Source organism: Arenibacter antarcticus (assembly GCF_041320605.1).
GTDB lineage: Bacteria > Bacteroidota > Bacteroidia > Flavobacteriales > Flavobacteriaceae > Arenibacter > Arenibacter antarcticus.
Map to the genome: position 1 here is coordinate 3,173,149 of NZ_CP166679.1, position 22,972 is coordinate 3,196,120.

The 22,972-nt window shown below is 40.0% G+C and carries 14 protein-coding genes; all 14 read left to right on the plus strand.

All coding sequences use genetic code 11. The features are described from left to right. Window positions 1-91: 91 nt before the first annotated feature. Window positions 92-1,507: a Gfo/Idh/MocA family protein gene (locus KCTC52924_RS13155; protein WP_251806524.1), complete on the plus strand. Its 1,416-nt coding sequence runs from the start codon at window positions 92-94 to the stop codon at window positions 1,505-1,507. Between the two features lie 5 nt (window positions 1,508-1,512). Then, window positions 1,513-3,099, plus strand: coding sequence for a glycoside hydrolase family 28 protein (locus tag KCTC52924_RS13160; protein ID WP_251806525.1), 1,587 nt, complete (start codon window positions 1,513-1,515; stop codon window positions 3,097-3,099). Window positions 3,100-3,184: 85 nt separating this feature from the next. Beyond that, window positions 3,185-4,714, plus strand: coding sequence for an arylsulfatase (locus tag KCTC52924_RS13165; protein ID WP_251806526.1), 1,530 nt, complete (start codon window positions 3,185-3,187; stop codon window positions 4,712-4,714). Between the two features lie 55 nt (window positions 4,715-4,769). Continuing rightward, window positions 4,770-7,430: a c-type cytochrome gene (locus KCTC52924_RS13170; RefSeq protein WP_251806527.1), complete on the plus strand. Its 2,661-nt coding sequence runs from the start codon at window positions 4,770-4,772 to the stop codon at window positions 7,428-7,430. 79 nt (window positions 7,431-7,509) lie between these two features. Next, window positions 7,510-8,148, plus strand: coding sequence for a DUF1080 domain-containing protein (locus KCTC52924_RS13175; protein WP_370671470.1), 639 nt, complete (start codon window positions 7,510-7,512; stop codon window positions 8,146-8,148). Further along, complete coding sequence (locus tag KCTC52924_RS13180) at window positions 8,145-9,731, plus strand: arylsulfatase (RefSeq protein WP_251806529.1); 1,587 nt, start codon at window positions 8,145-8,147, stop codon at window positions 9,729-9,731. The genes KCTC52924_RS13175 and KCTC52924_RS13180 overlap by 4 nt, the downstream gene beginning before the upstream one ends. A gap of 131 nt (window positions 9,732-9,862) precedes the next feature. Beyond that, window positions 9,863-11,239 (plus strand): sulfatase, encoded by a 1,377-nt coding sequence (locus KCTC52924_RS13185; protein WP_251806530.1) that lies wholly within the window; start codon window positions 9,863-9,865, stop codon window positions 11,237-11,239. A 9-nt stretch (window positions 11,240-11,248) separates the two neighbouring features. Continuing rightward, entirely contained in the window at window positions 11,249-12,838 is a 1,590-nt protein-coding gene (locus tag KCTC52924_RS13190; RefSeq protein ID WP_251806531.1) for a sulfatase-like hydrolase/transferase, read from the plus strand. A 140-nt stretch (window positions 12,839-12,978) separates the two neighbouring features. Next, window positions 12,979-15,378, plus strand: a complete 2,400-nt coding sequence (locus KCTC52924_RS13195) for a GH92 family glycosyl hydrolase (protein WP_251806532.1) — start codon at window positions 12,979-12,981, stop codon at window positions 15,376-15,378. Between the two features lie 32 nt (window positions 15,379-15,410). Further along, complete coding sequence (locus tag KCTC52924_RS13200; RefSeq protein ID WP_251806533.1) at window positions 15,411-16,796, plus strand: DUF1080 domain-containing protein; 1,386 nt, start codon at window positions 15,411-15,413, stop codon at window positions 16,794-16,796. A gap of 136 nt (window positions 16,797-16,932) precedes the next feature. After that, complete coding sequence (locus tag KCTC52924_RS13205) at window positions 16,933-18,381, plus strand: alkaline phosphatase (protein WP_251806534.1); 1,449 nt, start codon at window positions 16,933-16,935, stop codon at window positions 18,379-18,381. Between the two features lie 11 nt (window positions 18,382-18,392). Beyond that, window positions 18,393-19,778 (plus strand): hypothetical protein, encoded by a 1,386-nt coding sequence (locus KCTC52924_RS13210; RefSeq protein WP_251806535.1) that lies wholly within the window; start codon window positions 18,393-18,395, stop codon window positions 19,776-19,778. A gap of 280 nt (window positions 19,779-20,058) precedes the next feature. After that, on the plus strand, window positions 20,059-20,871 hold the full coding sequence (locus KCTC52924_RS13215; RefSeq protein WP_251806536.1) for a sialate O-acetylesterase: 813 nt from the start codon (window positions 20,059-20,061) through the stop codon (window positions 20,869-20,871). A gap of 437 nt (window positions 20,872-21,308) precedes the next feature. Continuing rightward, a complete protein-coding gene (locus tag KCTC52924_RS13220) occupies window positions 21,309-22,928 on the plus strand; it encodes a sulfatase (RefSeq protein ID WP_251806537.1) in 1,620 nt (539 codons plus the stop codon). Window positions 22,929-22,972 lie beyond the last annotated feature (44 nt).

Here is a 22,972-nt window from a genome sequence, read left to right on the forward strand (position 1 = left end):
GGTATTTAATGTCTTTGCAAAGATTGAAATATGTCTAATTCCGTCCTTTAATCCATTAATTTTTTATACATACTCCTAATAAATTCAACTAATGGAAAGAAGAAATTTTGTAAAAACTAGTGCCTCCGCTTTAGTAGGTATTGCCGGCTTCTCTATAATACCCTCAACTGTTTTGGGACAAACTTTTGGCCATATTGCCCCAAGTGACAAAGTAAATTTAGCGTGTTGTGGAATTGGTAATAGAGGTGGTGGAATAATTAAATCCCTGCATGCAACTGGTCTAGCCAATATTGTTGCATTATGTGATGTGGATATGGGAGCGCCACATACGCTGGAAGTTATGGAGATGTTTCCCGATATCCCCCATTTTAAGGATTTTAGGGAAATGTTCGATGCAATGGGAAATAAAATTGAAGCAGTTAGTGTGGGAACACCCGATTTCTCGCACTTTCCAATTACGATGCTCGCCATGTCCTTAGGCATTCATGTATATGTTGAAAAACCTATGGCAAGAACTTTTAATGAAGTAGCATTGATGATGAGTTGTGCTGAGAGGCATAATGTGGTGACCCAGATGGGAAATCAAGGGCATTCTGGTGAGAATTATTTTCAGTTCAAGGCATGGAAGGAAGCGGGTATTATCAAAGATATTACGGCTATAACGGCCCATATGAATGGTCGAAGACGTTGGCATAGTTTTAATGTAAATATGACCAAATATCCCGCAAAAGAAGCTATACCTACAACATTGGATTGGGATACTTGGCTCAGTACTGCCTCAGAGCACGATTACAACAAGGATTTTGTAAACGGACAATGGCGCTGTTGGTACGATTTTGGTATGGGTGCACTTGGGGATTGGGGTGCACATATAATGGATACAGCACATGAGTTTCTTGAACTTGGACTACCGTATGAAGTAGATCCAGTTATGCTGGAAGGGCACAATCCTTTTTTCTTTCCTATGTCATCAACTCTTGTATTTAAATTTCCTGAAAGGGGGAATATGCCGGCGCTAGATATCACATGGTATGATGGGGTGAACAATCAACCACCACTTCCAAAAGGCTATGGTGTTTCAACTACGGATTCAGATATTCCCCCACCAAGTGATGGAAAATTGGAGCCTACAAAATTAAGGCCTGGGAAAATTATTTACGGAAAAGATTTGATTTTTAAGGGAGGCTCACACAGTAGTCCATTATCAATTATCCCAGCAAAAAAGGCGAAGGAAATGGAGTCAAGTCTACCATTGGTACCCGAAAGTCCATCAAATCACTTTGAAAACTTTTTACTTTCTTGTAAAGGGGAGGAGAAATGCCGGTCATCATTTGATATTGCAGGACCATTGAGTCAAGTTTTCAATTTGGGTGTTTTGGCGCAAAGGTTAAATACGAAATTGATTTTTGACCGCGAAACGAAACAGGTTACCAATAATCCCCTTGCAAATATGATGCTCACAGGAGCACAGCCAAGGAAGGGTTGGGAGGAATATTATAAACTGTGAAAATTATGATTTCAAGAATTATGTACCGCATTATTTTATCGAAATTATTAACCAGCATTCTCGTTTTATCTGTCTCTAGCGGCATTCTGGCACAAGAGTATGCCATAACGGACTTCGGAGCCAAGAATGATGGAAAAACTTTGTCCTCTACCGCAATTCAATCGGCTATAGATACTGCCCATAAAAACGGTGGAGGTAGGGTAATTGTGTCAGAAGGCGTTTTTCTTACGGGAAGTATCATTCTTAAATCGGGAGTTGAACTGCATTTGAAGAAAGAAGCCATACTGTTGGGAAGCACCAATCCCTATGATTATAAGGGATTAAACCGGTGGAAGTCCCTTGTTTTGGCTGACGGACAAAATAAAATTGCAATTACCGGAGAAGGCATTATTGATGGTCAGGGCCAAAAGTTGGCGTTACAGTTGGATAGTCTTTTTTATGTGGGAAAACTCGATAGTATCCATTACAACCTTCATAGAAATAGACCTAGCGAAGTTTTGCGACCTCAACTTATTGAAATAGTTAATTGTAGCCAAATTGAGGTTTCTGGTGTTACGCTGAAGAATGCGGCGAGTTGGGTACAGACGTATGACAAGTGTACAGACCTGGTTATCGATAATATCCGGGTGGATAGTGATGTTTACTGGAATAATGATGGCATCGACATTAGTGACTGCACAAATGTTCGCATTACCAATAGTTATGTAAACGCCGCTGATGACGGGATATGTCTCAAATCCCATACAAAAGGCTTCCTTAACCAAAATATCTATATCGCTAATTGCACCATTAGATCCAGTGCTAGTGCCATAAAGTTTGGTACAGCTTCCGTTGGGGGGTTTAAGAACATCATTATAGAGAACATCACAATTTTCGACACCTTTCGATCTGCGCTTGCGTTTGAAGCAGTTGATGGTGGAACCATAGAAAATGTAGTTGTAACTAATGTGTCTGCGACCACTACTGGAAACGCCCTTTTTATTAAGCTAGGACATAGAAATGTAGATGGAAAAATAGGCGCCATTAGAAATGTGAAAATTAAAAATTTAAACGTGCATATCCCGTTTTCCAAGCCCGATCTTAAATACACTATAAGAGGACCAGAACCACGGTTTTTTCACAATGTATTTCCCGCCTCAATTTCTGGATTGCCAGGTTATGATGTGGAAGATATCACTTTAGAAAATGTCTCCATATCCTATCCCGGACGTGGAGATAAAGGGTATGCCTATATGCCTACCTGGCGTCTTAATACCGTCCCAGAAAAAGCTTCTTCTTACCCTGAATTCTCCATGTTCGGAGAACTCCCTTCATGGGGTTTTTATGTAAGACATGTGTCTGGTTTGGAAATGAAAAATGTAAGGTTAAGTGTTCGTGAACAAGATTTTCGTCCCGCATATGTTTTTGATGATGTAAAAGGTCTGAAAATTGAAGGTGGGAGCATTACATCGCTCTCGGAAAATGGACAATTAGTAATTAAGGACGTCAAGAGCTTTAATGTGAGCCAACTTTCAGTGGATGGCCAGGCATTAAAAAAAGTGACTTCCTATGGTGCAAATTCTGAAATATCAGGAGTGGAACAATTTAAATAAAAAAGCAATGCTATTTAGAATTTAAGCTAGGACATTGACTATAGAAATACGTGTAACCCACTAAGTAAAAGAAACTTTTTATCGTATGAAAATCAAAAATAGTACAGTTTATTTATTTATGGGATTATTGGTTTTGTTAAGTTGTTCCGAAAAAATGGAAACCATAAAACCTCCTAATATCATCTATATTTTAGCCGATGATATGGGGTATGGAGATGTATCCATTTACAACTCGGAGTCTCAGATTAAAACCCCGAACATTGATCGATTGGCATCGGAAGGGATGAGGTTTACAGATGCGCACTCGCCTTCAGCGGTTTGCACGCCTACCAGGTATGGAATTTTAACAGGGAGATATTCCTGGCGGTCCCAGTTGCCTACAGGAGTGCTGCGAGGTTATGGTCAGGCACTGCTGGAAAAAGATAGGATTACCGCGGCTTCATTATTAAAAGAAAATGGGTATACCACCGGGGTAATCGGAAAATGGCATTTGGGACTGGATTGGGTCTTAAAAGAAGGCTATAAAGACTCCATAAACAGTAAAACTGCCTACATCAACGAATTTGGGCTGATTACTGAAATGAACGGAGATTGGATCGATTTCACAAAAAAACCTACAGATGGGCCCTTGAACCACGGATTTGATTACAGTTACATTTTGCCCGCATCATTAGATATGGACCCCTATTGCTATTTGGAAAATGATGTTTTAACTGCCTTGCCAAACGACTATACGCCAGGAAACGATCTGGATACGGGGTCTTATGCTACTGGAGCTTTTTGGAGACCGGGACGCATAGCCAAAGACTTTGATTTTTATGATGTTTTACCACGTTTTATAGATAAGGCTAAAGAATTTGTTAAATCCCAATCACAGAGCAAAAAACCATTCTTTCTGTACTTGCCTTTGGCTGCCCCTCATTCACCCTGGGTGCCAAAAAAAGATTATGAAGGCGCTTCAGGAGCTGGTCAATATGGCGATTTTGTGCAAATGGTGGATGCCCAAGTGGGAAGTTTCCTAAAAAGTTTGGATGAAAACAAGTTATCAGAAAATACGATCGTGATTTTCGCAAGCGATAATGGTCCGTTCTGGAAGCCAGATTTTATAGCACAATTTAATCATAAGGCTGCCTATAAATATCGTGGTATGAAAGCGGATATATATGAAGGTGGTCACAGAATACCATTTATAGTGCGATGGCCGGGGAAGGTGAAAGCGGGATCGGTAAGTAATTTCAAAACGACGCTGACGAATTTGATTGCAACTTGTGGCGATATAGTTGGTATACAGTTAAACGATAGAACCGGGGAGGATAGTCAGAGTATCTATCCCATTTTATTGGAGGATGATGAAAAGAAAGCTGAAGCAAGGCCAATTGTTCACCACTCATCCATGGGTTATTTTGCCCTTAGGAAAGGGGATTGGAAACTCATTGAGAAAAGAGGATCTGGAGGATTTTCGATACCCATTGTTGTTGAACCAAAGGCTGGGGAACCAGTAGGTCAGCTCTACAACATGGTAGAGGATCCTTCTGAAACCAACAATTTATACAATAAAAAACCCGAATTGGTTAGGGAACTATTGTCGGAATTGGACAGTATCAGAAATCATTGATCCCAAAGTTAAATACACTAACATATATAGTTTTAACAGTTTAAAGATCATCTGTGTGAAATTACAACCGATCATTCCATATAAAAAAATCGCTATCGCTCGCTACCTGTTAACGAGCATGCTGCTTATCTTATTATCCTGTAAGTCTGAAACGGATGGGGCAATAAACGAGCGTATTTTAATGGATAACATTAGTATTCCCAAAGGATTTGTTATTGAGAAAATGTATAGTCCCGAGGAGCACCAACAGGGCTCTTGGGTAAGTATAACGCAAGATGATCTTGGCAGGCTGTATACTTCGGATCAGTTTGGTTATTTGTATCAGATAACACTACCCAGTGAGACCAATAAACTAGATAGCCTAGCAGTTAAAAGACTAGATGTAGAGATTGGCCTTGCACAAGGTTTGCTTTGGCATAAAGATGTGCTCTACGCATTGGTTAATTCAAATGTCAACCGTGATTTGCTTATTCATAGCGGGTTATATAAAATCACAGACGCTAGCGGAGATGGGAATTTGGATAAGGTAGATACCCTAAGAGTTTTTAAAGGTAGTTTTGGGGAACATGGCCCCCATAATATAGAATTGTCTCCCGATAAAAATTCGTTGTATGTCGTGCTAGGTAATCGAATAGTAATTCCAGATGGATTGGACAGTTATGTGCCGAAAGTCTGGGGTGAAGACAATATATTACCCGTAATAACAGACCCCAGTGGTCATGCCAATGAAATAATGGCACCTGGCGGATGGGTAGCAAAAATTGATTTAGAAAGTGAAGAATGGACGGTTCATAACGTAGGAATGCGGAATACCTATGATATTGCCTTCAATCAGGACGGTGAACTTTTCGGTTTTGACTCTGACATGGAATTGGATTTGGGGATGCCTTGGTATCGGCCTATACGTCTTTGTCACCTTACGAGTGGCAGTGAGTTTGGTTGGCGCAAAGGAACTGGAAAATTTCCGGAGGAATATCCCGACAACCTTCCCGGAATAGCTAATCTAGGACAGGGTTCACCTACCGGCCTGATGAATGGGGAAGGATTAAGGTTTCCGTCCTACTATCAAAATGGATTGTATCTTTTTGACTGGAGTTATGGCACAATGTATTTCGCGAGTCTTACTCCAAAAGGGAGTAGCTATTCCGTCGAAATAGAGGAGTTTTTGTCCGGGGTACCCTTGCCATTGACCAACGGTATTGTGGGCCATGATGGTTCCATGTATTTTCTCACCGGAGGTAGAAGATTGGAATCTGCTTTGTACAAGTTAACATACACTGGCGAGGAGTCGACTGAGATTCGCAACTTGACTGAAAACATCCAAGGGGCGGCCGAGAGGAATTTACGGAGGGAGTTGGAGGTGCTTCATGAGCAAAAGGCTGCTGATAAAATCGATTTTATTATAGAGAATTTGGATCACCCAGATCGGTTTACAAGATTTGCGGCCCGGATTGCCATGGAAAATCAGGATTACAGTATTTGGAAGAACGAAATATACAACAGCAAATCTCCTTTAAAAACAATTGTACTTGCTATATCCATTGCCCGGCATGGCACTGATGTGGACAGATTTCGGGTACTAGATAAATTGTTGGAAATTAATTGGTCATCACTGCCTGAGTCACAGCAGGTAGATTTCATTAGAGCTATTGAATTACTATTAATCAGAACAGAAGAAAAATTACCCGAGGCTGTAATAAAACGGTTGACGGATGTGTTGATTCCCGCATATCCCAAGAGTACAGATATCATCAACAGAGAACTATGTAAAACATTAAGCTTTTTACAGATACCCGCAATTATAGAGCCTACACTGAAAATGATGGAACGGGACACTGTAATCACAGCGAAGCAAAAAGCCAACTATTTATCAGGAGATATTTCCGGGAGAAACGAGCAATATGGAAGTCAAGTCGAAGAAATGCTTCAAAACATGCCGAATGCCCAACATATAAGCTACGCAAAAAGTCTTAGTACTCTGAAAAGGGGTTGGACAAACGAATTAAGGGAAAGGTATTTTAATTGGTACAACAGGGCTTTAAAGAAATCTGGAGGTAAATCTTATGCCCAATATATCAGGAAAATTCAGGAAAGGGCTTTAACCAATGTTCCTATAGCTGAACGTCAATATTTTGAAGCTTTGGCTACCGAGGCTGTTCGGGAATCTAATAATTTGATGCAGGGCGTAGTGCAACCCAAAGGGCCTGGGCAAAACTGGACCGTTGCAACTATGAAATCTGCATATGCAAATAATAAGAATAAGGTGAATTATGAAAATGGGCAGAATTATTTCAAGGCATCATTATGTGTTAGTTGTCATAGCGTAAAGGGGGTTGGCGGCAATTCAGGCCCTGAATTAACTCAATTAGGTACCCGGTTTACAATTTCCGATATGGCGGAAGCAATCATTGATCCATCGAGTAGTATTTCTGACCGATATCGTTTTACCGAATATCATTTGCCAGAAGGAAGAGTGGTAACTGGTAAAGTACTAAAAGAGACGAAAAGTGAATTAGAAATAAGTACCAACGCATTTTCCCCGAGTTTGACAACGATTATTAAAAAGAAAGATATTATCAAACAGGACGAGTCGCCCATTTCGGCTATGCCCCCTGGTTTGATTAATCGGTTAAACGAGAAAGAGCTCAGCGATCTTCTGGCATTTTTAATTTCAGGAGGGGATAAAAACCATAAAATTTACCATGAATCGAAATAGTAACTCCAAAACATACTTTATGCAAATCAACTTTTTCGCTTTAGCACTATGTCTTTTATTTTTTGCCTGTAAGACACCAATGAAAACATCCAAAGAACAAGTGGAAATAATTTCACTCTTCAACGGGGAAAATCTGGATAAATGGACAGGAGATTCGCGTATTTGGTCTGTAGAAAATGGTTGTATCGTTGGGCGGACAACCGATGAAAATCAGATTGAAAGGAACACCTTTTTAATTTTTGAAACTCCATTTTCCGATTTTGAACTTAGGTTTAAATACAAAATCATTGGAGGTAATAGTGGGGTACAGTACCGATCAAAGGTCCTTGATGAAGATTTGTTTATTGTAGGGGGGTATCAGGCAGATATGGAAGCGGGAACCCAACATTCGGGAATTTTATATGAAGAAAAGGGTAGGGGTATTTTGGCAAAAAGAGGCGAAGCAGTTGTTGTGGATGAAAAAGGACAAAAATCTGTAGATCAATTTGCAAATAGTGAAAGCATTCAGGAAAATATAAAGAGTGAACAATGGAATGCCTATAGAATTGTTGCCCATGGTAATCATTTGCAGCACTTTATTAACGGGCATAAAACTATTGATGTTATAGATAAAGAAATAGAAAAGAAATCCGATTCGGGCATAATCGCATTGCAAGTGCACAAAGGACCCAATATGGAGGTTTATTATAAGGATATTATGATAGGGAAAAAGCCATGATTATAAAAAATATAATTAAAATTATTTTATATGTAGGAACAGTGGTGCTAGCGGTTTCACTTAGCTCCTGTTCTGTTGAAAAACCTAAGGATAAGCGTCCGAATATTGTACTGATCATGGCAGATGATATGGGCTATTCTGATATTGGCTGTTACGGAGGTGAAATTGCCACCCCTAACCTCGATTTTCTGGCTGCCAAAGGTGTTCGGTTTACTAATTTCTATAACGCAGCCAAATGTTGCCCTACAAGGGCATCGCTCTTGACGGGAGTGTATCATCATGAAGCCGGTATGGGGCGTATGGTATCCGAATCTGGAAAGGAGATAAAACCCGGACCCTATCAAGGATTTTTAAACAACCAAACCATAACCCTTGCAGAAGGGCTAAAAAGGGCAGGATATGCTACCTATATGTCCGGAAAATGGCATGTAGGCGAGCGCAAGGAACATTGGCCGACCAAAAGAGGTTTTGACCAATATTTTGGTTTGATAAGCGGTGCAAGTAGCTACTATGAGTTATTGGATCAAAAAGAAAGAAAGCGGGTCATGGCCTATAATGGAGAATCATGGCATCCTCCGTCCGAAGGTTTTTATATGACAGATGCTTTTACTGACAAGGCCATATCATTTATTTCGGAGCATGAAACAAAAGATTCAGACCAACCCTTTTTCTTATATCTAGCCTACAACGCTCCCCATTGGCCTTTGCATGCTTTGCCCGAAGATATTGCTAAATATGAAGGTAAGTATACTATAGGCTGGGATGAGATCCGAAAAAACAGATTTGCAAAACAACTGGAGTTAGGCATTGTGAAAAGCAACTCAATTTTATCTTCACGAACGTTGACCATACCTTCTTGGGATTCTGTAGAGAATAAAGAGGATTGGGCTTTCCGAATGCAGGTATATGCAGCAATGGTAGATCGAATGGATCAGGGCATTGGCAAAGTAATAAAACAATTAGAAAAGGCCGGGGAATTAGATAATACCCTTATTGTTTTTATTTCGGACAATGGTGGTAGCGCCGAAAATGTGGAAAGCCGGAATCTAGATATCGACGGGAGTGTCATTGGTGAAAAGGGCTCCTATAAAGCCTATAAGGAACCATGGGCCAATGCATCAAATACTCCTTATAGACAGTATAAAAACGATATGTATGAAGGAGGAATAGCATCTCCATGTATAGTATACTGGGCAAAAGAAATAAAGGAATCTAGAATAGAATCAAATCAGTTCGGTCACATATTGGATATTATGCCTACGTTTTTGGAAGTGGCAGGAGTGGATTATAGCGAAGTTTCCAATGGCCAATTATTGATTCCCTTGAAAGGGCAGAGTATTTTACCAGTTCTCAATAATCGGACAATAACTAGGGATAAGCCCTTTTATTGGGAATTTGCCGGGGCAAAGGCAATGAGGTCCGGAGATATGAAATTGGTAAAGGGAACTACTACCGATTGGGAACTGTACAATTTGGAGAATGATCCCCATGAATTAAGCGATTTAAGTGCTGAAAAACCTGGGATGGTAGAGGCTATGAAAAATTCCTATCAGGAATGGGCAATAGAAGTAGGAGTTAAATGATATTTAAAAAAGTCAAGGTGATAGTATCCAAAATGAAGACAAACGATGTGTCAAAAGCAAAGGGACTACTTTTAGTCTTGACGATTTGCTTAGGATTTCTATTGAGTAACTGTTCCTCTAATCAAAAAGATATGGCAAGACCAAACGTCTTATTTGTCGTCTTTGATGATCTAAATGATTGGGAAGGCAGTATGTTCGGACATCCCCAGAGTATTACCCCGAATATCGACAGGTTAGCTGCGAAAGGTATTTTGTTTAGCAATGCACATAGTGCAGGCACCATGTGCTGCCCGTCACGAACTTCGGTAATAACAGGGTTAAGGCCTAGTAGAACTGGAGTCTACAAAAATACGGACACCCCTCTAGATCTTTATAAAAGCGAAAGAACCCTCAATAAACATTTTAAGGAGAACGGATATTTTGTGGCCGGTGCAGGTAAGATTTTGCACAAGTTTCACTATGAGGAAAACGATTGGGACGAATTTGCAGACAATTATAAAGACAAAAGTATTGTAGGAAAAGCAGAGAATCCGGAAAAGAGAAATATAACTAAGGTGAGCGGAAGCCTAGCATGGGGTCCTTTTTCTTCACCCGATTCCTTGACCTTCGATGGCAAAACTGTGGATTGGGTCAGGGAAAGAATTAATCGTAACCATGACAAGCCATTCTTTCTGGCCTGTGGTATTTACCGCCCGCATATTCCATGGTTTGTACCCGAAAAGTATTTTGAGCTACATCCCTTGGAGGAAGTAAATCTTCCTTTGATAAAAGAAAATGATCTAGACGATGTTCCATTGTCCGCTAAGAATATAGCCTACTCAACAACCAATTTTGGTGATGACAACGACCTACATAATACAAGTGTAAATAGCGAGCATGAGACCATCAAAAAACGAGATCAATGGCCAGATGCAGTGCGGGCATACCTCGCCGCCGTAAGTTATGCCGATGCACAATTTGGTCGATTGCTCGATGAGTTGGAGAATAGCCAATATGCCGATAACACCATTGTGGTGCTATGGAGCGATCACGGGTGGCATTTAGGGGAAAAGGAACATTGGCGAAAGGCCACATTATGGGAGGAGGTAACTAGGGTTCCACTAATCATTTATGATCCTAAAAATGCGGCAAAAGACGAATGCGAACAAGCAGTTAGTCTAATAGATATTTATCCCACCTTGATTGAACTGTGCGGTTTGCCTCAAATTGACAAACTGGAAGGCGAGAGCTTGGTTCCCCTATTAATCGATCCCAAAGCTAAAAAAACCAGTCCAGCTATTTCAAGTTTAACTCCATCTTTTCATTCTATAAGAGATAATCGGTTTAGATATACTTCCTACGGAAACGGGGAAGAGGAATTGTATGACCATGAAACAGATCCACAGGAATGGATAAATGTTGCGGACGATATACATTATTCGGCAATAAAGGAAAGGCTTAAAACCTTTATCCCGAAAAATGCCACCCAGCCAACGAAAGGAATTTATAACAAACTAAACCAGAAATAAGATAGCGTTATGGAAATGTTTAAAAAAAGATACCTACTGGTATTGGCTATTATCTTTCTTTTTGGTTCATGTAACGGAATAAACCGATCGAAAAAAGTAAAACAAAAAAGTCCCAATATCATTTTCATTCTAACCGATGATCAGGGGTGGACACATAGGTCGCACAGGGCAGACCCAAATATACCGGAATCGGAAAGTGACTATTATGAGACTCCGAATATGGATAAGCTTGCGAAATCTGGAATCTTGTTTACAGAAGGTTATGCGCCCAATCCAATCTGTTCCCCGAGCCGACATAGTATCATGTTAGGGCAAAATGCAGCCAGACACATTTATAACAAGGATTTGGATTGGTATAAAAAAACGTCGGATTGGCTTACGATTCCAAGAGCCATTAAAAAGGCAAATCCGAAATATAAAACCGCCCATTTTGGCAAATGGCATATTGCCATGGAGCCAAAGGTTGCCGGTTTTGATTATGATGATGGAATGACGTCTAATAATGGCGGTGAAATCTTTGAAGATGGATTTATAAATATAAAGGAATTTACAAAAGTATCCGACGAGTACCTGGAGGCTAATAATATCCAAAACCCTACAAATATGAGAAGGGCCGGTAAACCAAGTGGCCATTGGAACGATGAAAATGCTAAGGATATTTTTGGAATTACGGATCGTGCAGAAGCATTTATGAAAGGGAGTATTGCAGAGGGAAAACCTTTTTATGTGCAGCTATCTCATTATGCTGTTCATCTTTCCTTGGTTTCGCGGAAGGAGACGTATGAATATTTCAAGAACAAAAAACGTGGAGAACGGCATACCAATCCTGAATTTGCCGCCATGCTTAAAGATTTGGATACCGGTGTTGGTAGGATCATGGATTTTGTAAAGTCTATGGGTATTGAGGACAATACCTACATCTTTTTAATGGGAGACAATGGAGGGCGATTATCGTTAAATCAAATAGCTAAAATTGACCATAATAAAGAATTGGTAGAAGCGTATTATTCAACGCAAAATGAAAGAAATATTCCGTTGCGAAATGGGAAACACTCCTTCTATGAGGGTGGTTTAAGGGTGCCGTTCATCGCTTCTGGTCCAGGAATCAATGCAAACAGAGTTAGTAGGACACCCGTAACCGGATTGGACCTTTTGCCTACGTTCACCGATCTGGCCGGCGGAGATGTAGAAATGCCGAAGGAGATCGATGGTGGAACAATGGCACCACTACTTCTAAATGAAAGTGAGGAAAAAGTAGTGCGGAACAGCAAATATTTAATATTTCATCAGGGATCCCACCGTCCACCGCGCAGCGCTATACAAAACGATAAATACAAACTTGTCAAATATTGGCCTTCGAAAACTGATCAGGAAAATAGACCTACAATAGAGCTGTTCCATATTGCGGAAGATTTGGGAGAAACTATGAATATTATTGAAATGCATTCCGAAATAGCAAAGGAACTGGAACTTGAACTAAATAAGTTTTTGGACACTACAAATGCGGAAACGGGTAATCAAAAAGTTAAGGGACCATACTATCGCTTAATGGATGATTTGGGGAAAACCCCCGAAGAGGAAAGATGGGATAGTGAATAATAGAATTTTGATTGTTGAAGGATGTCTTCGATAGACATGATTATCAATGAAACGAAACTAAAAACAAGGGCAGTAGTATTGCCAAATAGATTTACTATAGGGAGGGAATTTAAGTGCAAATACAATAAAACATAATTAGGATGACTATTACTAAAGTGAAATATCAGATAAGAATAATGGTTTTGGTACTTGTAATTGGTGCCGCTTTTGTGCAGATGAATGCTCAAACAAAGAAACAACCTGCAGATTTGGTATATCCACTTCTAGACGCGGCAAATTCACGCTGGTTTTACTTCTCATCGGCAACTAGGCCCTTTGGAATGGTAAATCTTAGCCCGGATATGGGAGTCGGAGGTGCCTGGGATTCGGGATACCGATACAATAGGGATACTATAAACTTTTTTAGCCATATCCACGCCTGGCAATTGTCGGGTATTCCAGTACTTCCTGTTACCGGTGATTTTAAGGGGCATTTAGGGGCCGAAAAATATGGATCGCGTTATTCTCACGAAAACGAGGTTGTCAGGGCGGGATATCATTCCGTAGATCTTGAAACTTATGGAATAAAAGCAGAACTGACGGCTACCACACGAGTTGGTTTTCATAGGTATACCTATCCCGAGGGAAAAGAAAAGTATGTTCTCCTCGATTTGGGAACCCTATTAGGGCCAAGCGGTACTGAAATGGGTTTTGCCAAACAAGTTGGGAAAAATGAGATTGTAGGGTATGCATTAATGGGAGCTACCAGAAGAAGGCCGAGAGCGACCTATGTATATTATACCATCTTGTTTGATACTCCTTTTGAAACTATGCAGGCATGGAAGAACGGCAATCTTTTGGGTAATACGAAAAAGTTTGAAGGCAGTGAGGGTGGGGTATATGTCAATTTTAAGGGCAAGGAAGCTCAGACTGTGCAAATGAAGGTGGCAATATCGTATGTCAGTACGGAACAGGCTGGGCTTAATATGCAAAGCGAACTTCCACACTGGGATTTTGACAAGGTTGCGAGCGATGCGTTCAATGAATGGAATAGTTGGCTGAGTCGTATCGAAATTGAGGGGGGTACCGAAAAACAACAGTCCCGTTTCTATACAGATCTTTGGCACGCTCTGCAGGGGCGGAGAATCATCAGCGATTTTAATGGAAAATATAGTGATATGACCGGAGAATCCCCACGCATTGGGCAAATACCCTTGAATAAAAATGGACAACCAAAGTTCAATCATTATAATTCTGATGCTTTTTGGGGAGCACAATGGACCATTAATACCTTGTGGCATTTGGTGTATCCTGAAGTTTCAGAGGGCTTTGTGAACTCTATGTTGATGATGTACGATGACGGTGGACTTATTCCACGGGGTCCTTCCGGAGGGAATTACACCTATGTAATGACTGGGGCATCCTCTACCCCCTTTATTGTTAGTGCTTATATGAAAGGCATTCGTGGATTTGAGGTCAACAAGGCTTATGAGGGGATTCGGAAAAACGCTCTTCCGGGGGGTATTATGGGGAAAGCCGGTTATGAACACCATACCGAATTGGGCGGCGGTCTCTCCTATTATATTAACAATGGATATGTTCCGTTTCCCAACCCAGATAAGAATGACGGCTATCACAATCAGGGAGCGGGCCAAACCCTAGAATACGCCTATCAAGATTGGTGTCTGTCCCAAATGGCAAAGGCCTTGGGGAAAAATGATGATGCCACCATTTTTGCAGAAAGAGCTGAAAATTATAAAAATATATGGGATAAAGAGACAGGTTGGATGAGGCCAAAAGAATTGGACGGTAGTTGGATCGAACCTTTCAATCCTATTTTGAGCCACCATGGTTTTGTGGAAAGTACCGCCGCACAATCTACTTGGTTCGTGCCTCATGATATGCAAGGTCTTTTTGATTTGATGGGTGGTAGGGAAAAAGCGGCCCTGAAATTAGATCAGCAATTTGAGATTGGAAATACTCATGATTTTATTTCAAGAACATTTAGGAAAGACCGCTTTGTTAACCAAGCGCTACACAATACCTATCTCAATTATGCCAACCAACCTTCAATGCAAGTAGGTTTTATATTCAATTATGCAGGAAAACCATGGTTAACACAGTACTGGACTCGGGAAGTCGTGGAAAGAATATTCAGCGATCTTGACCCCCAAAATGGATATAATGGTGATGAAGACCAAGGTTTGATGGGAGCTCTATCCGTTTTAATGAAAATAGGATTGTTCGAGATGAGGGGCGGTGCAGCATTAAGGCCCAGTTACGATATTGGAAGTCCAATTTTTGATAAAATAACCATCAAGCTCAATAAAAAGTATTTTCCTGGAGGTGAGTTTGTGATTGAAACCAAAGACAACTCCTCACAAAACAGATACATTCAATCAGCAACCTTAAACGGTAAATCATTGGACAAGGCTTGGTTTTATCACGATGAATTGATAAAAGGTGGCAAACTCTATTTGAATATGGGGAATACACCCAATAAAAAATGGGGGAGTGAACCCGAACAACTTCCAAAATCCATGTCTAAAGAGAATAACTAAAAATTTTAATCAACCATTATAATTTAAGAATTATGGCTAAACAAATAATAACTAAAAATTTGAGAACCAAGGTGTTACTGCTGGCTATGATTTTTTCGGCCGCTTCTATACATGCACAAAATTGGACTAATATGTTCAACGGGAAAAACTTGGAGGGTTGGGAAATCAAGCAAGGTTCCGCGGAATATAAGGTAGATGGGAATGAAATAATCGGATATTCAAAACTGGGAACCGAAAGTTCTTACCTGTGTACTAAAAAATCCTATGGTGATTTTATTCTAGAAGTAGATGTTAAAATTGAGGTAGGCTTAAATTCGGGAATTCAGTTTAGAAGCAATTCCCATGTAAACGGGGAAGTATATGGTTATCAAGCGGAAATAGACGCTTCGGATCGCAAATGGAGTGGAGGTATTTTCGACCAATCAAGAAGAGGATGGGTTTATCCTGTTACCATGAACGAGCCCGGACGGGAGGCATTTAAAAACGGTGCATGGAATTCGTATCGAATAGAGGCTATTGGAAACACCATCCGTACTTGGATAAATGGGGTGCAAGTGGCAAACTTGGTAGATGATATGACCGCGGAAGGCTTTGTAGCCTTTCAAATTCATAAGATAAAAAATAAGAAACAAGAAGGCTTAAAAATTAGATGGAGAGGTGCCCGTATATTGACGGAAAATGTCGAAAATGAAAGATGGCCTGTCGTTGTACAGGCCACTGAAATAAGTTATTTAAAAAATGAATTGACCCTAAACGAGACCAGAAAGGGTTGGCGCTTGTTATGGGACGGCAAGACTACCAATGGATGGAAAGGTGCTAAATTAAGTGATTTTCCTGCGTCTGGCTGGGAAATGAAGGATGGCATTCTTTCTGTTCTCGAGTCCGGAGGTGGTGAAGCAAGAAACGGGGGGGACATCGTTACAAGAGATAGGTTCGAGAATTTCGAATTGGAGCTCGAATTTAGAATTACTCCTGGAGCCAATAGTGGGATCAAGTATTTTGTGGATACAGCACTTAATAAAGGCGAAGGTTCATCTATAGGTTGCGAATTTCAGATCCTTGATGACAAATTGCACCCTGACGCCAAGAAAGGGGTTCATGGCAATAGAACTGTAGGTTCTCTTTACGATTTAATAACAGCAAATAGTTATTCCGAACCGAATAATGAGAAACGTCCCGTAAGCCCTGAAAAATGGTATAAGGCCCGAATTATTGTACATGATGGTCATGTTGAACATTATTTAAATAACATTAAGGTTGTGGAATACGACAGGCATTCGCAGATGTTCAATGCTTTGGTCGCTTATAGTAAATATTCAAAATATGAAGGGTTTGGGCAGGCACCGGAAGGTAGAATACTCTTACAAGACCATGGTAATACAGTTTCATTTAGAAGCATAAAAATTAGAGAAAATTAACAGACAGCAGACACATGGCATCTGAAATGGACCTAAGGTATTTTAGAGATGAAATGAAGTTTAGAAAATCGTCATTTCAATTTGTAATAGAATTCGAAATTGACCATAAAACAAGGATATGTATTATAAACAATCGATGAAAATAGTACTATTATTCGTGGCCCTGGCCTCTTGTCAATCTAACGTATCAAAGGGACCTTATTTTGGAACGGGAATAAAAATTGGTGAGGTCACTCAATCAGAAGCTATTGTTTGGGTTCGATTGACTGAAGCGCCCTCGAGGGTTGGAAATAACGCCCCTATGCCGAGTGTTAAATACAAGGATCCAGAAACAGGGGCAATGCTAGAGCGGAAAGGGAGGCCAGATATCACCCCAGTGGTGAATTTTCCAGAAGGATACAATATAAAAACAATTCAAGGGGCAACACCTGGAAAACAAGGGAAAGCTCGCTTAAAATATAAGGTAAAAGGAGTAGGGGAGTGGAAGCAAACGGCGTGGCAATCGGTGAATCCAAAAGCTTCATTTTCAACACAATTTGGTTTGTCCAATCTTTCTGCTGGAAAGGAATATGAATTGTTGGTGGAAGCCAGTTCGTTGGAAGGGAGCAAAATTAGTGCCTCAATGGAGGGGGGATTTACTACTGCCCCAGCGAAAAACGTTGCTGCCAATGTGAATTTTATAGTGACCACAGGTACGGCATATTCTGATGTAGATAGCGATACTGGATATAAAATTTATCCAAGTTCATTGAAATTAGATCCTGAATTTTTTGTTCATACAGGGGATATAGTGTACTACGATGATTTAGGGAAAACAGAAGACTTAGCACGTTGGCACTGGGAAAGAATGTATAGTTACCCCAACAATATTGAATTCCATAGACAAGTATCTAGTTATTTTATAAAAGATGACCATGATACCTGGATGAATGATGCCTTCCCAGGGATGAGAACAAAATTTATGGGTGACTTTACCTATGCCCAAGGCACACAAATATTTCTTGATGAGGTTCCTATGGGAGAAAAGACCTATCGTACAATCCGGTGGGGTAAAGACTTGCAGATCTGGTTGCCTGAGGGGCGCGATTTTAGAAGTAAAAATACTATACCAGACGGCCCAGATAAAACGATATGGGGAAAGGAACAAATGGAATGGTTTAAAAGAACGGTCATTGAATCGGATGCTACTTTTAAAGTTGTAATTAGCCCTACACCAATTGTTGGTCCCGATCGGGGAACCAAAAAGGATAATCATGCGAATATCGGTTTTCAGGATGAAGGAGAGGCATTAAGAAAATTTATAGGTGAACAAAAAAATATGGTTACTGTTTGTGGTGATCGTCACTGGCAATACGTATCCAAAGATGTTAATACAGAAGTCCTTGAATTTAGTTGTGGTCCAGCAAGTGATGCACATGCTGGCGGTTGGGAACAAGAGAATTTTCTTCCTGAACATATTTATCTAAATGTGGTAGGGGGATTTTTAGAAGGAACGGTTTCACGCATCAACGGAAAACCTACCTTGGTTTTTCGACATTATAATCCTGACGGAAATATTTTAAATGAATATAAAATAAAAGAGTAAAATCGAAAAACATGAATCGAAGTACCTTTATAAAAACAACCTCTGCCGGATTTGCAACTGTTATGTTAGCTTCTGGACTGTGGTCTTTTGTTCCTAAAAAGGGAATTAAACGCTCCTATAAGTTTGAGTCGTACAGGCCGGGTCGTTTCTTAGCTCCCATAACTTGTGTAACACCTGATGATGGCTTTTATGTCCATACTTTTTATGATGTTGTGCCATGGAGTTCCAGCCAAAGATTTTTAACGGTTACAAAATTACCCTACCAAGGGAGAACCCCGGTTTGGGGAGATACTGCCGAAGTTTGTGTAATCGATCTTGAAAACGAGACTATTCAGACGGTCTATGAGACCAAGGCTTGGTCCTTTCAATTGGGTGCCAATGTACAATGGGGAGCAACATCCGATAGGTATCTTTATTGCAACGACCTTGTTGATAATAAGCCAGTCTGTGTTCGTATTGACTTGGAAACAGGTGCTGCCAAAGCTTTTTCTGGAGCTAAATACGATATTTCTACCGATGAAAAATCAATAATAAGTCCCAACCTACTCACTATGAATATCCACCAATACGGATATGGCCTTCCAGATCAGGTATTTGGAAAACCAGCTACATTCACTAAAGCGGATATTCTAACCGAAGGATTATGGCAGACTGATTTAGATACCAATAAAACAAAACTACTGGTAGGCTTTGATAAATTTCTTGATAGAGTTGAAGGACCAGAAGAAGACCGTTCCTATTACAGAAAAAGTATTCCGTATCTTTTTCACTCTAAATTCAACAAGCAGAATACACGAATATTACAGGTTTATAGGGGGCTAATGGATGATAAAGGAAGAGATGCATCGCTATTTTCCTTGAACATTGATGGCAGTAACCTGAAACAATGCCTTACTAGAGACCAATGGAATCAAAAGGCCCGTTTTGGAGGAGGAGGCAACCATCCAAATTGGCATCCAGATGGAGAACATATTATTATGAACTGTATCCCTCGATGGATGGGCTACGAAGATATGTTGTTTTGTCAATTTAAATACGATGGGTCCGATTTCAAAGTGCTTTCAGAAATGCATATGGGTAGTGGACATCCAAGTGTGAATTCGGATTCAACTTATTTGCTGGCCGATACTTATCCCAAACAAAAATGGATTCCTTCCCCCAAAGATGAGGTTCCTATTCGATTGTTAGATCTTAATACAGATGAAGAACAGATGATTTGTTCCGTGTCCACGAATGTGGGCAATAACGGCAATGCCTATAAAAAGGGAGAAACGGGTAGTCATTACAAGTTAGACCCCCATCCCGTGTGGAGCCATAACTATAAAAAGGTCTGTTTCAATGGTGCTCCAGAAGGCAAAAGACAAGTATTTATTGCTGATTTGAATACTATTATCTAAAAGATATAGAGTAGGTATCAAGTAACCAAACACACAACACTGAGCAGATATTTCTTAAAGTTTAACATATGTGCACTGCTGTTAGTAGGGCCAATACCTGTTCAAGGTCAGGATTCGAAGGCGAAAATTGAGAGGGTGGATTTTAATTATGAAAACCCTAAGGGTTTGAAAAAACAAATGACCGATTGGATAATGGAGGCTCCAGTAAAAACGGAATGTAAAGAATCATTAAAATAACAGAATTAAAGGGCACTGCCAACTCAAGTAAATACCTACCCGTATGAACGTTTTTAGAAACACCCTATTGTTTTTATTATTACTCCAGATAAATCAATTTGTAACTGCTCAGATTGATGTATATGAAAGGGATAGTATTCCAGCTCAAACACCTAAAAATCTGGATATTTATCTAGTAATCGGTCAATCCAATATGGCAGGTAGGGCTACGATCAGAAAAAAAGACAAGGTTATTATTGAACATAGTTATCTATTTAAGGGAGATGACACAATTCCTTGGAGTACCACATCAAATCCGCTAAATCGCTATTCAACGGTACGGAAGGATATTAAAATGCAAGGTTTAAGTCCTGCCTTTTCATTTGTACAATCCATGGCGGCAGATTATCCTAAAAATGAAATTGGGCTTGTAATGAATGCAAGAGGGGGAACAAAAATAGTTCAGTGGTTGCCGGGAACTAAATTATATCTGGAGGCAATTAAACAAACTCATAAATCTCTGAAATATGGAAAGTTAAAAGGAGTTATCTGGCATCAAGGAGAAGGAGACTCCGATCCACTCCGGCTTGACATGTATCTGGGGCGTCTCGAAATACTCATAAATGCAATTCGTGAAGAATTTGATGATCCCACTATCCCATTTATTGCAGGACAGCTTTATGAAAATGAAGACAGACATGCTTTTAATGAAATGATATTGCAATTACCTGATTTTATAAAAGGAACAGGAGTTGTGAGTTCAAAAGGTACAAATACCAAAGATGGTACCCATTTTGATTCTGAAAGTATCGTTATTATGGGACATAGATATGCCGCTGAAATGAAAAAATTACAATTGGAAATAAAATCGAAGTAGTGGGACTACCTCCATTAAATCTTTTAAAAGAGCTACTATTAGGAAGGTTTATAGTTATATATGAGTTTTCAAGCACTAATTTAAGTCTAGGTTATAATAATAGGTGCCGATGTTGAGGGACCGGTAGATTTGTATTTTAATGGTGTTACAAATAGACAAATATTTCAGGATAACCACCTAAGGCAGAAATAATTAAACTGTAATATTGGAGTAATTCAGGTTTATTCGGTATGAAAATGGGTTCGAGGAGTTATACTATCCTATGAACTATTTCAAATTGGTTTACAATTTGAGTATTCAAATGCTCAGGTAAATGCTGCCCAAACGCAATGCATTTTGGACCCTAATTGGAAAAAATAATTCCGTAAATACCTACTTTGAAAAACAACGAGCCGAACAATCAATTAAACAGGGATTAAAGAATAAAAAACTCAAAAATGAAAAACTATACTAACCAAGGGGTAACTATTTCAAGATATTTGATTTTTGTTTTAATATCATTCATAAGTTGCAAAACCCAAAAGGAAATTGAGTCTGAACAGGAACATCGGCCAAATATCCTTTTTGCCATAGCCGATGACCAATCCTTTCCTTATGCTTCGGCCTATGGCACCAGCGGTATAAAAACACCTTCTTTTGATAAGGTCGCTAAAGACGGTGTTTTATTTACAAATGCATTTGTTGCTGCACCGCAATGCAGCCCCTCCAGAGCGGCTATCCTAACGGGGAAAAATATTTGGCAAATTGAGGAAGCGGGTACACATGGCAGCTATTTCCCTAAAAAACACCCTGTGTTTACGGATTTGTTGGCAGGTGTAGGTTATAAAACTGGATTCACTGGAAAACCATGGGGACCAGGTAACTGGAAAGATGCAGGTTGGTTACAAAACCCTGTGGGACAAGAATTCAATGAAAAGATGATGAGTTCTGTACCTGCAAATGGTATGGCCTTAAAAGATTACTATGGAAACTTCGTCGATTTCTTTCGACAAAAGGAAAAAGGACAACCTTTCTTTTTTTGGTATGGCGGGCATGAGCCACATCGGGCTTATGAAGAGGGGTCAGGAGTAAAGGCCGGAAAGATTTTAGAGGAATCAGCTGTGCCAGCATTTCTTCCCGACCATGAATTGATTAGAAGTGATGTTGCCGATTATGTTTTGGAAATAGAATGGTTTGACGCCCATTTGGGGAAAATGATACAGTTCTTGGAAGAACAAGGAGAACTCGAAAATACGATTATTGTAGTGACCGCGGATAACGGAATGCCTTTCCCTTCTGCAAAGGCCAATTTACAGGAATACGGTACCCATGTGCCGTTGGCCATTTGTTGGCCCTCTAAAATGAAAGGGAATAGGGTAGTGGAAGACTTGGTTGCGCTTATAGATATGGCACCTACTTTTTTGGAACTTGCCAAGGTTGTAAAAGTACCTGAAATGACAGGTAAAAGCCTTTCAAAACTATTGATTCCAGTTCCTGACGTTCAGCCCAAAAAACATCGTGAATTTGTCTTGACAGGTCGTGAAAGACATACCCATGCCAGACCGGATAATTTGGGGTATCCTGCACGTGCCATTAGAACCCAGGACTACCTTTATGTACGAAATTTTAAGCCTCATCTTTGGCCAGCAGGAGACCCTGTACCTTTTACTCAAAAAACACAGGCAACAACCCAAGGATTTAAGCCATTGTGGCCAGGATTTCATGACGTGGATGACTCCCCTTCAAAACTTTTTTTAATGGAGCAACAATCCGAATATCCTAGGCACTATAATTTAGCCTATGATAAGCGGCCTTCGGAACAATTATACGATATTAGAAAAGATCCGGGTTGTGTGAACAATGTTGCCCAAGAACCTGAGTACGAAGAAATAAGAATGGACTTAAAAACGAAACTTGAAATAGAACTGAAGCGGCAAGGCGACCCAAGGGTATTGGGGTATGGAAATATATTTGATAGTTACCCCCGTATGTCGATCATGCGCCAATTTGACGGATTTAACGAACGGGGGGAATATAATCTGGATTACATCCAAGAGGGACAAGTAAAAATAGAATAAGAATATTCCACGCAATTAGTTATCCATAAAGGAAAAACTAAAAA

Excerpts from the sequence above, each read along its gene's own strand:
- KCTC52924_RS13155 (WP_251806524.1), top strand. The coding sequence starts at position 92 with ATGGAAAGAAGAAATTTTGTAAAAACTAGTGCCTCCGCTTTAGTAGGT.
- KCTC52924_RS13160 (WP_251806525.1), top strand. The coding sequence starts at position 1,513 with ATGATTTCAAGAATTATGTACCGCATTATTTTATCGAAATTATTAACC.
- KCTC52924_RS13165 (WP_251806526.1), top strand. The coding sequence starts at position 3,185 with ATGAAAATCAAAAATAGTACAGTTTATTTATTTATGGGATTATTGGTT.
- KCTC52924_RS13175 (WP_370671470.1), top strand. The coding sequence starts at position 7,510 with ATGAAAACATCCAAAGAACAAGTGGAAATAATTTCACTCTTCAACGGG.
- KCTC52924_RS13180 (WP_251806529.1), top strand. The coding sequence starts at position 8,145 with ATGATTATAAAAAATATAATTAAAATTATTTTATATGTAGGAACAGTG.
- KCTC52924_RS13185 (WP_251806530.1), top strand. The coding sequence starts at position 9,863 with ATGGCAAGACCAAACGTCTTATTTGTCGTCTTTGATGATCTAAATGAT.
- KCTC52924_RS13190 (WP_251806531.1), top strand. The coding sequence starts at position 11,249 with ATGGAAATGTTTAAAAAAAGATACCTACTGGTATTGGCTATTATCTTT.
- KCTC52924_RS13195 (WP_251806532.1), top strand. The coding sequence starts at position 12,979 with ATGACTATTACTAAAGTGAAATATCAGATAAGAATAATGGTTTTGGTA.
- KCTC52924_RS13200 (WP_251806533.1), top strand. The coding sequence starts at position 15,411 with ATGGCTAAACAAATAATAACTAAAAATTTGAGAACCAAGGTGTTACTG.
- KCTC52924_RS13205 (WP_251806534.1), top strand. The coding sequence starts at position 16,933 with ATGAAAATAGTACTATTATTCGTGGCCCTGGCCTCTTGTCAATCTAAC.
- KCTC52924_RS13210 (WP_251806535.1), top strand. The coding sequence starts at position 18,393 with ATGAATCGAAGTACCTTTATAAAAACAACCTCTGCCGGATTTGCAACT.
- KCTC52924_RS13215 (WP_251806536.1), top strand. The coding sequence starts at position 20,059 with ATGAACGTTTTTAGAAACACCCTATTGTTTTTATTATTACTCCAGATA.
- KCTC52924_RS13220 (WP_251806537.1), top strand. The coding sequence starts at position 21,309 with ATGAAAAACTATACTAACCAAGGGGTAACTATTTCAAGATATTTGATT.